At 75.2% G+C, this 13,296-nt stretch carries 13 protein-coding genes; 12 read left to right on the top strand and 1 reads right to left on the bottom strand.

Annotation, left to right across the window (positions count from 1 at the left end; all coding sequences use genetic code 11):
• Positions 1-33: 33 nt before the first annotated feature.
• The gene (locus P1P75_RS02285) at positions 34-597 is read right to left on the bottom strand and encodes a hemerythrin domain-containing protein (RefSeq protein WP_319251269.1); all 564 of its coding nucleotides are present in this window, start codon (positions 595-597) and stop codon (positions 34-36) included.
• Positions 598-1,008: 411 nt separating this feature from the next.
• Here P1P75_RS02285 and P1P75_RS02280 point away from each other — a divergent pair, with 411 nt between their 5' ends.
• The 12 genes from P1P75_RS02280 to P1P75_RS02225 are packed head-to-tail and all read left to right on the top strand — an operon-like array spanning position 1,009 to position 13,285.
• The gene (locus P1P75_RS02280) at positions 1,009-1,998 is read left to right on the top strand and encodes an NAD-dependent epimerase/dehydratase family protein (protein ID WP_319251267.1); all 990 of its coding nucleotides are present in this window, start codon (positions 1,009-1,011) and stop codon (positions 1,996-1,998) included.
• Between the two features lie 33 nt (positions 1,999-2,031).
• Positions 2,032-3,666 (top strand): carbamoyltransferase C-terminal domain-containing protein, encoded by a 1,635-nt coding sequence (locus P1P75_RS02275; RefSeq protein WP_319251265.1) that lies wholly within the window; start codon positions 2,032-2,034, stop codon positions 3,664-3,666.
• A complete protein-coding gene (locus P1P75_RS02270) occupies positions 3,663-4,658 on the top strand; it encodes a glycosyltransferase (RefSeq protein WP_319251263.1) in 996 nt (331 codons plus the stop codon). Before P1P75_RS02275 ends, P1P75_RS02270 begins: the two co-directional genes overlap by 4 nt.
• Complete coding sequence (locus P1P75_RS02265; RefSeq protein ID WP_319251262.1) at positions 4,655-5,212, top strand: HAD family hydrolase; 558 nt, start codon at positions 4,655-4,657, stop codon at positions 5,210-5,212. Before P1P75_RS02270 ends, P1P75_RS02265 begins: the two co-directional genes overlap by 4 nt.
• Entirely contained in the window at positions 5,209-6,216 is a 1,008-nt protein-coding gene (locus tag P1P75_RS02260; RefSeq protein WP_319251260.1) for a glycosyltransferase family 9 protein, read from the top strand. The genes P1P75_RS02265 and P1P75_RS02260 overlap by 4 nt, the downstream gene beginning before the upstream one ends.
• Positions 6,213-7,175, top strand: coding sequence for a glycosyltransferase family 4 protein (locus tag P1P75_RS02255; RefSeq protein WP_319251258.1), 963 nt, complete (start codon positions 6,213-6,215; stop codon positions 7,173-7,175). Before P1P75_RS02260 ends, P1P75_RS02255 begins: the two co-directional genes overlap by 4 nt.
• Positions 7,172-8,407, top strand: coding sequence for a glycosyltransferase (locus P1P75_RS02250; protein WP_319251256.1), 1,236 nt, complete (start codon positions 7,172-7,174; stop codon positions 8,405-8,407). Before P1P75_RS02255 ends, P1P75_RS02250 begins: the two co-directional genes overlap by 4 nt.
• On the top strand, positions 8,404-9,045 hold the full coding sequence (locus P1P75_RS02245) for an SIS domain-containing protein (protein ID WP_319251254.1): 642 nt from the start codon (positions 8,404-8,406) through the stop codon (positions 9,043-9,045). Before P1P75_RS02250 ends, P1P75_RS02245 begins: the two co-directional genes overlap by 4 nt.
• Complete coding sequence (gene rfaE2, locus P1P75_RS02240) at positions 9,042-10,460, top strand: D-glycero-beta-D-manno-heptose 1-phosphate adenylyltransferase (RefSeq protein ID WP_319251252.1); 1,419 nt, start codon at positions 9,042-9,044, stop codon at positions 10,458-10,460. Before P1P75_RS02245 ends, rfaE2 begins: the two co-directional genes overlap by 4 nt.
• Entirely contained in the window at positions 10,457-11,446 is a 990-nt protein-coding gene (locus P1P75_RS02235) for a glycosyltransferase family 9 protein (RefSeq protein WP_319251250.1), read from the top strand. The genes rfaE2 and P1P75_RS02235 overlap by 4 nt, the downstream gene beginning before the upstream one ends.
• Positions 11,424-12,350 (top strand): glycosyltransferase, encoded by a 927-nt coding sequence (locus tag P1P75_RS02230; RefSeq protein WP_319251248.1) that lies wholly within the window; start codon positions 11,424-11,426, stop codon positions 12,348-12,350. Before P1P75_RS02235 ends, P1P75_RS02230 begins: the two co-directional genes overlap by 23 nt.
• The gene (locus P1P75_RS02225; RefSeq protein ID WP_319251246.1) at positions 12,347-13,285 is read left to right on the top strand and encodes a glycosyltransferase; all 939 of its coding nucleotides are present in this window, start codon (positions 12,347-12,349) and stop codon (positions 13,283-13,285) included. Before P1P75_RS02230 ends, P1P75_RS02225 begins: the two co-directional genes overlap by 4 nt.
• The last annotated feature ends 11 nt before the right edge of the window (positions 13,286-13,296 follow it).

The raw sequence follows: 13,296 nt of genomic DNA, 5'->3' as shown, positions 1-13,296 counted from the left end.
CCGCCCACCTGGGCCCGAGGTGTGCCCCGGGCCTCAGCCCTTCTTGCCGCGCCCGCTCAGCGCGTCACGCATCCGGTCGACCATGCCGACCCCCGGTGCCAGCATCTTGTTGGCGGGCGGCTTGTCCGGGGCGGACGGGTGGGGACGCGTGGGCGCCGTCTTCTTCGCCATGCGGACCTTGTCGCCCAGGTCGTCGAGGGCGTCCGCGGGGCAGGCCGAGCGCAGCCGCGGGAAGAGGTTGCCCTCCTCGTCGGCGACATGCTCGCGGATCTCACTCATCAGCATGCCGACGAGCCGGTCGAACTGCGGGTCGTCCGCCTCGCAGCTCTCCAGGTCCTTCATCATCCGTTCGGCCTTGGCGTGGTCCTCGAGCTCCTTGTCGGCCAGCGTGTCCCCGCCCGCCACATGTTCACGGACGGCCGGGTAGAGGTAGGCCTCCTCGGCCACCGAGTGCCTGACCAGCTCCATCGTGACCTGGTCGGCGTACATCTTGCGGTCCTTGTGGCCGGCCGGCAGCGCCTCGATCTTGCCGAACAGCTCCTCGACCTCACGATGATCGGTCACCAGTTCGTCGATGACGTTCCCACCATGACCCATGTCCTTCACCTCCAGCCTCGGCACGGCGGGCCCGGGACGGACCCGCCGGGACTCCGGGTGCCCCGCGCCGCCCGGCCGACACCGGGTCCGCCGGTTGACGCGGCCTGCCGGATGCCTCTGCTGCCTGATGCGTGTGGTGCCTCTGGTGCTCGTGGGATCGGCGGTACTGGTGGGGCTGGGAGCGGTCGCGGGACAGCCGGTGCCTGAGCACAATAGGGATCAACGTGTGAAAGCTACTGGCGCGGGAACTCCGAGCCAGTGCCGTCGGGAAAACGGCGGCCGACCAGGACGGCGCTGCTGCGCAGCACTCCGCGCGTCCTCCTCCTTCACTGCTCCACACCCTCCCGTGCCGCACCGGATCAGTGCGCCGACCTCGTGAAGGCGTTGCCGGGCGCGAGCGAAGGACGTCCCATGAATGATGCGACCCCCAGCCTGCCCTGGCGTCGTGCCGTGGTGACCGGCGGCGCCGGATTCCTCGGCAGCCATCTGTGCGAGCGCCTGTTGGCTTCAGGTGTCGAAGTCGACTGCGCGGACAACCTGGTGTCCGGTTCACGGGCGAACATCGCCCACCTCGAAGGCCACCCCGGTTTCCGGTTCGTCGAGTGCGACGTGTCCTCGGCGGACTGCCCGGAACGGCTGGAGGGGCCCTACGACCTGGTTCTGCACTTCGCGTGTCCGGCCTCGCCCGCCGACTATCTGCGGCTGCCGCTGGAGACGCTCGACGTCGGCAGTCTGGGCACCCGCAACATGCTGGCCGTCGCGGAGCGTGACGCAGCCAGGTTCCTGCTGGCCTCCACGTCCGAGGTGTACGGCGATCCGCTGGTGCATCCGCAGCGCGAGGACTACTGGGGCAACGTCAATCCGGTCGGCCCGCGCAGCGTGTACGACGAGGCCAAGCGGTTCTCGGAGGCGCTGGTCACGGCCCATGTGCGGGCTCGGGAGGCCGATGCGGGCATCGTCCGGCTGTTCAACACGTACGGGCCGCGGATGCGGGCCCACGACGGGCGTGCGGTGCCCACCTTCGTGTGTCAGGCGCTGGCCGGTGAGCCGCTGACGGTGGCGGGTGACGGCGGGCAGACGCGGTCGCTCTGCTATGTGGACGACACGGTCGACGGGGTGCTGCTGGTGGCCGCGAGCCACTCGGTGCGGCCGGTGAACATCGGCGGGACCGACGAGGTCACGGTCCGTGACATCGCGCGCCGGGTGGTGGAGCTGACGGGATCCGGCTCGCTGATCGAGTTCGTCGACCGTCCCGCCGACGATCCGCAGCGGCGCCGGCCGGACACGACGCTGGCCCGTGAGCTGCTGGGCTGGGCGCCCAGGGTGCCGTGGGAGGAAGGCATCAAGCACACGATCGCCTACTTCGCCGCGACCCAGCCGACGCGGGAACCGCAGCTCTGAGACCCCTCCCTCACCCCGCCACGGAGGCATCGCATGCGCGTACTGGGAATCAACGCCCTGTTCCACGATCCCGCCGCCGCGCTCGTCATGGACGGCAGGATCGTGGCGGCCACGGAGGAGGAGCGCTTCAGCCGGCGCAAGCACGGCAAGCGTCCCGTCCCCTTCTCCGCCTGGGAACTGCCCGAACTGTCCGCCCGCTGGTGCCTGGAGCAGGCCGGGCTCGACCCGTCCGAGCTGGACGCGGTCGCCTACTCCTACGATCCCGACCTCGCGCGCCCGGCGGACCGGCTCGGCCTGGACGACCCCTGGGACCACCTGCGGCAGGAGTACGCGCGCCGCGCTCCCGAGTTCCTGGCCGAGGCGCTGCCCGGCCTCGACCCGGCCAAGGTCCGCTTCGTCCCTCATCATGTGGCCCACGCCGCCTCGGCGGGGCAGGCGTCCCCGTACCCCGACTGCGCGGTCCTCGTGCTCGACGGCCGCGGCGAGTGCGGCTCCCACCTCGCGGGCCGCTACGCGAACCGTGAACTCACCGTCCTGGGCTCGCAGTCCCTGCCCGACTCGATGGGCCTCTTCTACGAGGACCTCACCCAGCACCTGGGATTCCTGCGCAGCAGCGACGAGTTCAAGGTCATGGCCCTCGCCTCGTACGGCACGCCCCGCTTCCTGGACCGGCTGCGCGGTTACGTCCGTACGGACGGCGAGGGCGGTTTCCTGGCCCGTCCCGTGCCGTGGGCGTCGCTGGCCGCGCCGCGTGCGGCGGGCGCTCCCTGGACGCAGGACCACGCCGACATCGCGGCCAGCGCCCAGGCCTGTCTGGAGGAGGTGCTGCTCGACCTGGTGCGGTGGCTGCACGAGCGCACGGGTGAGGAGGTGCTGACGCTCGCGGGCGGGGTGGCGCTGAACTGCGTGGCCAACACCCGGCTGCACCGGGAGGGACCGTTCGAGCGGATCTGGGTGCAGCCCGCGGCCGGTGACGCCGGGACGGCGCTGGGTGCCGCGCTGCATGTCGCCCACCAGAAGGAGACGGTGGAAGCCATGCCGACGGCCGCGCTGGGCCGCGGCTGGAGCGACGCCGAGCTGCGCGAGTGGCTGGAGCGGGCGGCCGTAGCGTACGAGGAGCCGGCCGATATCGCGGAGGCCGTCGCCGAGGAGCTGGCGCGTGACGGTGTCGTGGCCTGGTTCCAGGGGCGCAGCGAGTACGGGCCGCGGGCGCTCGGCCATCGTTCGCTGCTGGCGCATCCGGGGCGGGCGGAGAACCTGGAGCGGCTCAACGCGGTGAAGGGGCGGGAGGAGTTCCGTCCGGTGGCCCCGATGGTGCTGGCGGAGCGGGCGCCGGAGCTGTTCGACGGGCCGCTGCCCAGCCCGTACATGCTGTTCGTGCACGAGGTCGCCGCCGAGTGGCGGGAGCGGATCCCGGCCGTGGTCCACGTGGACGGCACGGCCCGTATCCAGACCGTGGACCGGGCGGCCGAGCCGCTGGTGGCGCGGATGATCGACGGCTTCGAGCGGCGGACCGGGCTGCCGGTGGTGGTCAACACCAGCCTGAACACGGCGGGCCGGCCGATGGTCGACGATCCGCGCGACGCCTTGGAGTGCTTCGGTTCCGCGCCGGTGGACCTGCTCGCGCTCGGTCCGTTCGCGGTGCGGCGGAAGAAGATGTTCGCATGACGGGCGCGCCCGCCTACTCGGTGGTGATCCCCACGATCGGGCGGCCCTGTCTCGCGGACTGTCTGCGCGCCCTGGCGGCGGCGGCTGACCATCCGCCCGAGGAGGTCGTCGTGGTCGACGACCGGCCCGAGCCCGCCGGGGAGCTGCCGTTGGAGGCGGCCGGCGTGCTGCGCGGGCGGGTGCGCACCCTGCGCAGCGGCGGGCGGGGGCCCGCCGCCGCCCGCAACGCGGGCTGGCGCACCGTCGGCACGCCCTGGACGGTGTTCCTCGACGACGACGTGCGGGTGCTGCCGAAGTGGTCGCGGCTGCTCGCCGACGACCTGGACGCGGCCGGCCCGGACACGGGCGGCATCCAGGGGCGGCTGACCGTCCCGCTCCCCGAGGACCGCAGGCCCACCGACTGGGAACGCGGCACGGCCGGGCTGGAGCGGGCCGCCTGGGCGACCGCCGACATGGCCTACCGGACGGCCGCGCTGGCTGGAGTGGGCGGCTTCGACGAGCGGTTCCGCCGGGCGTTCCGGGAGGACGCCGACCTGGCACTGCGCGTCATGGAAGCGGGCTGGACGCTGCGGCGCGGCCTGCGCACGACCCGGCATCCGGTGCGGCCCGCCGACCGGTGGGTGTCCGTGCGGGCCCAGCGGGGCAACGCCGACGACGTCCTGATGACCCGGCTGCACGGCCGCCACTGGTGGACCCGCGCCGAGGCGCCCCGCGGACGGCTTCCCCGGCACGTCCTGGTGACGTCCGCCGCGCTGACCGCGTCCCTGTGCGCGCCGGCCGGCCGGCGCCGGGCCGCCGCCGCGGCCGGAGCCCTGTGGCTGCTGGGCACGGCCGAGTTCGCCGCGGCCCGGATCCTGCCCGGCCCGAGGACCCGGGACGAGATCGTCACCATGGCGGTCACCAGCGTTCTCATCCCGCCGCTCGCGGTGCGCCACTGGCTGCACGGCCTGGTACGCCATCGGCGTGCGCTGCCGATGGGAGGCCGGCCGTGAGCCGGCGGACCGCCGACCGCGTCCGGGTCGCCGCCGTCCTCTTCGACCGCGACGGCACCCTCGTCGAGGACGTGCCCTACAACGGCGACCCCGAGCGGGTGCGCCCGCTGCCCGGCGCGAAGCGGGCCCTGGACCTGCTGCGGTCCGAGGGCATCTTGACGGGCGTGGTCAGCAACCAGTCGGGCATCGGCCGCGGACTGCTCACGGACTCCGACGTCCGCCGGGTCAACGACCGGGTGGACGCCCTGCTCGGCGGTCTCGGCACCTGGGTGTACTGCCCGCACGTGCCCGACGACGGCTGCGGCTGCCGCAAGCCGCGTCCCGGACTGGTCATCGAGGCGGCCCGCCGCCTGGACGTGGCTCCGCAGGACTGTGTGGTGATCGGCGACATCGGGGCCGACGTGCTGGCCGCCCGTGCCGCGGGCGCCCGGGGTGTGCTGATCCCGACGGCGGTGACGCTGCTCGAAGAGGTCGAGTCGGCTCCCACGACCGCCCCCGACCTGCTCACTGCGGTCAACCGGCTGCTGGCGCAGACGCAGGGAGGCCGGCTGTGAAGGCACTGGTCGTACGGCTCGACAGCTTCGGCGACGTCCTGCTCGCCGGGCCCGCCGTCCGCGCGGTCGCCGCACACAGCGGGCGCGTGACGATGCTGTGCGGCCCACGCGGCGAACCGGCCGCCCGGCTGCTGCCCGGCGTCGAGGAGGTCCTGGTCTGGTCGGCGCCGTGGGAGGGCGTCGACCCGCCCCCGGTGCGCAAGGCGGACGTCGACGAACTGGTGCGGCGACTGAGCGAGGCCGCGTTCGACGTGGCCCTCGTCCTGACCTCGTTCCACCAGAGCCCCCTGCCCACCGCGCTGGTGCTGCGGCTGGCCGGTATCGGCCGGATCGGCGCCGACAGCGTCGACCACCCCGGCAGCCTCCTCGACGTGCGCCACCGGCGGCTGCCCGGCCGGCACGAGGCGGAGGCGGCGCTCGACACCGCCGCCGCGCTGGGCTTTCCCCCGCCACCGGGCGACGACGGGCGGCTGCGCGTCCTGCCGCCGCCGGACACCGTCGCCCTGACCGGCAACGGCCCGTACGTCGTCGTCCACCCCGGTGCCAGTGCGCCCGCCCGCGCCTGGAGTGCCGAACGGTGCGCCGAGGCCGTCGCGCTGCTCGCCGACGCCGGTCACCGGGTGGTCGTCACCGGCGGCCCCGACGAGAGTGACCTGACCCGGCGGGTCAGCGGGGGGACGGCGGTGGACCTCGGCGGCAGGACCGAGCCGCGCACCCTGGCGGGCGTGCTGCGCACCGCCGACGTCGTGGTGTGCGGCAACACCGGCCCCGCCCATCTGGCGGCGGCGGTCGGCACCCCGGTGGTGTCCCTGTTCGCCCCCGTCGTCCCGGCGGAGCGCTGGGGGCCGTACGGCGTGCCGAGTGTGCTGCTCGGCGACCAGAAGGCGCCGTGCGCGGACAGCAGGGCCCGGCACTGTCCGGTGGCCGGCCATCCCTGTCTGGACGAGGTCACCGGCCAGGACGTGGTGCAGGCGGTGCGGAAACTGCTCAAGGAGCACACATGAACGTTCTCGTCTGGCATGTGCACGGCTCGTGGCTGACGTCGTTCGTCCAGGGCCCGTACACCTTCCTCGTCCCGGTGACCCCGGACCGCGGGCCGGACGGGCTGGGCCGGGCCAGAACCTGGAACTGGCCGCCCGCGGTCCGCGAGGCCGGGCCCGGCGAGCTGCGCGCGGCGGACATCGACCTGATGGTGCTGCAGCGCCCGCACGAGCTGGAGCTGGCCCACGCGTGGACCGGCCGCCGCCCCGGCGTCGACGTCCCTGCGGTGTACGTGGAGCACAACAGCCCGCACGGGACGGCCGTCGGCACCCGCCACCCCCTCGCCGGCCGGACCGACATACCGGTCGTGCACGTCACCCACTTCAACCGGCTGATGTGGGACAACGGCCGGGCGCCGACGACGGTGATCGAGCACGGCATCATCGACCCGGGCCCGCTGTGGACCGGCGAGGAGCCCCGCGCCGCGGTCGTCGTCAACGAGCCCGTGCGGCGCGGCCGTACCACGGGCACGGATCTGCTGCCCCGGTTCGCCCGCTGGGCACCGCTGGACGTCTTCGGCATGCGCACCGAGGGACTCGCCGAGCACCTCGGGCTGCCGCCCGACCGCTGCCGCAGCCGGGACCTGCCGCAGGGCGAACTGCACCCGGCGATGGCCCGCTGCCGCCTCTACCTGCACCCGATCCGCTGGACGTCGCTCGGGCTGTCCCTCCTGGAGGCCATGTTCCTGGGGATGCCCGTGGTGGCACTGGACACCACCGAGGTCCGCGAGGCCGTGCCCGAGGGGGCGGGGGTGGTCTCCAACCGGTTCGACGTGCTGGAGGACGCCGTCCGCCGCCTCGCCGCGGACCCCGCGTACGCCCGCGCGACAGGGGAGGCCGGCCGGGCCGCGGTCCAGGCCCGCTACGGAGAACGGCGTTTCCGCGACGACTGGGAACGCCTGATCAAGGAGGTCACCCGATGAGCCCCAGTCACCCCACCGCCGGCCGCGTCGCCATGGTCTCCGAGCACGCCAGCCCCCTGGCCGAACTAGGCGGCCCGGACGCGGGCGGACAGAACGTGTACGTGGCCCAGCTCGCCGGACAGCTGGCCCGGCGGGGCCACGAGGTCGTCGTGTACACGCGCCGCGACGATCCCAAGCTGCCGGAGCGGGTCACCACACCCGACGGGGTGAAGGTGGTTCATGTGCCCGCCGGACCCCCGGCCCCGATACCCAAGGACGAACTCCTGCCGTACATGCCGGAGTTCGGCGCGTGGCTGGCGCAGGAGTGGGCCACCGAGCCGCCCGACGTGGTGCACGCGCACTTCTGGATGTCCGGGATGGCGGCGGTGGCCGGGGCGCGCGCCCTGGGAGTGCCGGTGGTGCAGACGTACCACGCGCTCGGCACCGTGAAGAAGCGTCACCAGGGCACCGCCGACACCAGCCCGCCGCAGCGCCTCGCGATCGAGTCGGCGGTGGGACGGGAGTGCGGCGGCATCATCGCCACCTGCGAGGACGAGGTGACGGAACTGATCGCCATGGGGCTGCCGCGCGACCGTATCTCCGTCGTCCCCTGTGGGGTCGACCCGGTGCGGTTCGCGCCCGTCGCCGCGGCCCGGCGGTCGCCCGCCGCGCCCCGCCGGCTGGTCTCGGTGGGCCGGCTCGTCCCCCGTAAGGGGTTCGACCGGGCGATCCGGGCCCTGGCCGGCGTCCCCGACGCCGAACTCCTCATCGCCGGCGGACCCGAGCCCGCCCTGCTGGGCGCCGAACCCGAGGCGGAGCGGCTGCGGGCGATCGCCGAGGACTGCGGAGTGGACGACCGGGTGACCCTCCTCGGCGGGGTGAGCCCCGACCGGATGCCCCAGCTCATGTCCGGCGCCGACCTGGTGCTCTCACTGCCCCGCTACGAGCCGTTCGGGATCGTCCCCGTCGAGGCCATGGCGTGCTGCGCGCCCGTCGTCGCCACCGCCGTCGGCGGCCAGCTCGACACGGTCGTCGACGACGTCACCGGCGTCCTGGTGCCGCCCGACGAGGACCACGACCTCAGCGCGACGATCCGCGGCCTCCTCGACGACCCGGCCCGGCTCGCCCGGTACGGCGCCGCGGGCCGGCGCCGCGTCCTCGCCCGGTACACGTGGGACCGCGTCGCCGACGGAGTGACCCAGGTCTACGGGGCCGTCTCCTGCGTCCCCTCGCTCTCTGGAGTCGTCCGATGAAACTCGCCACCGACGTCACTCACTGCGACGACCTGATGAAGGCCCTCGCGGGCTTCCGCGAGTACGCCACGCCCGTGATCGACCGGTGGGGCGCCGCCCTCGCCGACCGGCTCGGCTCCGGTTCCCGGCTGCTGGTCGCGGGCAACGGCGGCAGCGCCGCCCAGGCCCAGCACCTGACCGCCGAACTGGTCGGCCGCTACCGCGACGACCGCCCGCCGTTCTCGGCGCTCGCCCTGCACGCCGACACGTCCTCCACCACGGCGATCGCCAACGACTACGGCGTGCAGGAGATCTTCGCCCGGCAGGTCGCCGCTCATGGGCGGGACGCGGACGTGCTGATGCTGCTGTCGACCAGCGGCGCCAGCGAGAACCTGCTCGTCGCGGCGAAGGAGGCCGCCCGACTCGGCATGACCGTCTGGGCGCTGACGGGGCCGGCGCCCAACCCCCTGGAGGGCGCGGCCGACGCGGCCCTGTGCGTGGAGGCGGCGACGTCCGCCACGGTGCAGGAGCTGCACCTGGTGGCCGTGCACATACTGTGCGAAGCCTTCGACCGGACCGTGGAACGGCGCCTGGCCGTGGAGCGGCGGCGCCCGCGCGTGGACCGGTGGGCGGACCCGGCGGGGAGGGACGGCGTATGAGTGCCCCCGCCCCGCTGCTCGTCGTCGGGGACGCCCTCCTCGACCACGACCTGTGCGGACGGGCCGAGCGGCTGGCGCCGGACGCGCCCGTGCCGGTGGTCAGCGCGGCCCGGCGCGTCACCCGGCCGGGCGGCGCGGCCCTGGCGGCCTGGCTCGCCGCGGCCGACGGCAGGCCCGTCACCCTGGTGACCGCCCTCGGCGAGGACGAGTCCAGTGCCTGTCTGGTGCGGGCGCTGGGCGGCCGGGTGCGGCTGGTGCGGCTGCCGCTGACCGGTGATCTGTCCAGCAAGACCCGGGTCCTCGCCGAGGGCACCCCGCTGCTGCGGCTGGACGACGGGGACGGCCGGGCCGGCGAGGCGACCGACGAGGCGCGCCGGGCGGTCGCCGAGGCCGGTGCCGTCCTCGTCGCCGACTACGGCCGCGGCACCGCCGAGGTGCTGCGGGAGGAACTGGCGGCAGCGGCGGCCCGGGTGCCCGTCGTCTGGGACCCGCATCCGCGCGGGGAGCGGCCGGTGCCCGGGGTGCGGCTGGTCACGCCGTCGGCGAGCGAGGCGCGCGGCTTCGCGGGCGACGAGCGGCCCGAGGGCATGGGCGCCCTGCAGACGGCGGCCCGTGACGCGGACACGCTCGTCCGGGCCTGGCGGGCGGCCTCGGTGGCCGTGACGCTGGGCGGCCGGGGCGCGCTGCTGTCGCACGGCGACACACCGCTGCTCGTGCCGTCGCCGGTGACGGCCGACGGGGACGCCTGCGGTGCCGGGGACCGGTTCGCGGCGGCCGCGGCCGGGCTGCTGGCCGACGGCGAACTCACCGAGTCCGCCGTCCGGGGAGCCGTGCACGCCGCGACCCGCTACGTCGCCGAGGGCGGCGCCCGTGCCGTGTCCGCGCCGCCGGTGCCGTCGCCCCCGGCGGTCGACGCCGAGCCGACGGACGACGCCCTGCGCACGGCCGCCCGCGTACGGGCCGCGGGCGGGACCGTCGTGGCCGCCGGCGGCTGCTTCGACCTGCTGCACGCCGGCCATGTGGCCCTGTTGCAGGCGGCCCGCCGTACCGGGGACTGCCTGGTGGTGTGCGTGAACTCGGACGCCTCCGTGCGCCGCCGCAAGGGCGGCGGGCGGCCCCTGGTGCCGGTCGCGGACCGGATCAGGGTGCTGCGCGCGCTGGAGTGCGTGGACGCGGTCGCCGTGTTCGACGAGGACACCCCGGAGCGGCTGCTGGCCGACCTGCGCCCGCACATCTGGGCCAAGGGCGGCGACTACGCCCTGGAACGGCTCCCGGAGGCCCCGCTCGTGGAGAGCTGGGGCGGGCAGGTCGTCCTCTTCCCCTATCTGGACGGGCGCTCCACGACCGGGATCGCCGAGAAGGCGGCGTCGTCCCCACGGCCTGCGGGCCTGGCCCACGGACGGGGGCACCGGTGACACCTCGGGTACTGGTGCTGCGCGCGCTGGGCCTGGGCGACCTGCTCGCCGGGGTGCCCGCGCTGCGCGGTGTCCGGCGGGCCTTCCCCGGGCATGAGACGGTGCTGGCGCTGCCGCCGGCACTGCACGAGGCGGCGCTCGCCACCGGTGCGGTGGACACGGTCCTCCCGGCGCGGGCTCCGGGGCGGGGCGTGCCGTTGCTGACGCACTGGACGGGACCGCCGCCGCAGGTCGCGGTCGACCTGCACGGCAAGGGCCCGGAGAGCCGCGACGCGCTCGCCGCCCTCTCCCCCGGCCGGCTGCTCGCCTTCGCCCAGCCCGATCCGCCCCCGCCCGAGTGGCGGCCGGACGAGCACGAACGCGACCGGTGGTGCCGCTTCCTCGCCCACTACGGCATCCCGGCCGACCCGGCCGACGTACGGCTCCCCCCGCCTGCCGTGGAGTCACCCGCGCCGGGGGCCGTCGTCGTCCACCCCGGAGCGGAGTCGGCGGCCCGCCGCTGGCCCGCCGAGCGCTACGCGGCCGTGGCGCGGGCGCTGCACGGCGAAGGCCACCGGGTCGTCGTCACCGGCGGTCCCGGGGAGGACGTGCTGGTGAGGGACGTCGCCGGTCGGGCGGGCCTGCCCGAGCGGGACGTGCTGCGCGGCGGACTGCCGTTCGGCGAGCTGTCGGCGCTGGTCGCGGGGGCCGCGCTGCTGGTCAGCGGCGACACCGGGCTGGCGCATCTCGCCGTGGCGCACGCGACGCCGTCGGTGACGCTGTTCGGGCCGGTGGCGCCGCACCTGTGGGGCCCGCCGCGTTCGCCGCACCATCTGGCCCTGTGGAAGCCGGGTCCGCCCGGCGACCCGCACGGCGACGTGCCCGACCTCCGGCTGCTGGGCATCGACGCCGACGAGACGGTCGCGGCCGCGCGATCGCTGCTGCGGCGTGGTCGCACACCTTCAGAGAGGGGAGCGCGGACGCGTGTCGCCTCAGCCCGCCCCTGACGGCCGGATCACGGTCGCGGTGATCACCCGCGACCGGCCCGACAGCCTGCTGCACACCCTCGACGCGCTGGCCGCGCTGCCGGAACGCCCGCCCGTCGTCGTCGTCGACAACGGCTCCGAGGAGGCGACCCGCGAGGTGGTAAGCGCACATCCGGCGGCCGTCCGCCTCATCCGGCCCGGCGCCAACACCGGTGCCGTGGGCCGCAATCTGGCGGTCCGGGAGGCCGCCACCCCGTACGTGGCGTTCAGCGACGACGACTCCTGGTGGGAGCCGGGCAGCCTGCGCCGGGCGGCGGACCTCCTGGACGCCTGTCCGCGGCTGGGCCTGGTGGCCGCGCGCACCCTGGTCGGCCCCGACCGGACCGAGGACCCGCTGAACGCCGTACTCGCGGCCTCGCCCCTGCCGTTCGAACCCGACCTGAGGGGGCGTCCGGTGCTGGGCTTCCTGGCGTGCGCGTGCGTGGCGCGCCGCGACGCCTTCCTCGGCGCGGGCGGTTACCACCCGCTGCTGTTCTTCGGCGGCGAGGAGACCCTGCTCGCCTACGACCTCGCCGCCGGCGGCTGGGGCGTCACGTACGAGCCCTCGCTGACGGCCCGGCACGCTCCCGAGCCCGGCGGCAGGGAGGGGCGCAGTCATCAGGTGCGGCGCAACGAGGTGCTGACGCTGGTGCTGCGCCGCCCGCTCCCGGTGGCCCTGCGGGCGGGTGCCCGGCTGACGGCCTGCGCGGTGAGCGGCGAGCCCGGTGCCCGACGCGCCCTGCGCGAGGTCGCGGTCCGGCTGCCCGCCGCGCTCGCCCGGCGCCGCCCGCTGCCCGCGCGCGTGGAACGGGCGGCCCGGCTGCTGGACCGGACCGGTCCCGACGACCGGACCGCTCCCGAGGCGGCCGAACGGAGGCCGGTATGAGCGAAAACCCGAAGGACAGCCGCACGAAGGACAGCTGCACGAGGGACGGCCGCACGACGGTCGTGGTCATCACCCACAACCGCCGCGACGAACTCCTGCGCACCCTCACCCGCCTGCGCGAACTGCCCGAACGGCCGCCGGTGATCGTCACCGACAACGCCTCGGGCGACGGTACGGCCGAAGCGGTGCGCCGGGGTTTCCCCGAGGTTCTCCTGCTGGAGCCGGGGACGAATCTCGGCGCCGTCGGCCGCAACCTGGCGGTGCGTCACGTCCGCACGCCGTACGTGGCGTTCTGCGACGACGACACCTGGTGGGAGCCGGGGAGCCTGCGGCGGGGGGCGGACCTCCTCGACGCGGGACGGCGACTGGCCGCCGTCACCGCCCGGATCGTCGTGGAACCGGACGGCTGCGAGGACCCCGTCGTGAAAGAACTCCGGGAATCCCCGCTGACGGGTCCGGACGACCTGCCGGGCCCCGCCCTCGGCTCCTTCCTCGCGGCGGCCACCGTCCTGCGCGTCGACGCCTTCCGCGCCGCGGGCGGCTTCCACCCCGGCCTGTGGCTCGGCGGCGAGGAGGAACTCCTGGCCACCGATCTGCTGCGGCAGGGCTGGTGGCTGAGCTATGCCGAGGAGCTGACCGTCCACCACCAGGCCTCGCTGGTGCGGGACAGCACGGCGCGCCGGATCCTCGGTCTGCGCAACACGCTGTGGTTCACCTGGCTGCGCCGCCCGCTGCCCTCGGCGCTGCGGCGTACGGCCCATCTGGCGCTCACCGTCCCCCGGGACGCGGCCTCGGTCCGCGCGTTCGCGCACGCGGTGGCCGGACTGCCCTGGGTGCTGCGGCAGCGCTCGCCCGTACCGCCGGAGATCGAAGACCGGATCTCCCTGCTGGAACGCGCCCGGCGCTCGTCGCCCGCACGTCAGTACGTCGGATGAGCGTGCGGGTC

The organism is Streptomyces sp. ID05-39B (genome assembly GCF_033794725.1).
Classification (GTDB): Bacteria; Actinomycetota; Actinomycetes; order Streptomycetales; family Streptomycetaceae; genus Streptomyces; species Streptomyces bobili.
Note: the sequence above shows the minus strand (reverse complement) of the source record. Positions and strands in the feature narration are given on the sequence as shown.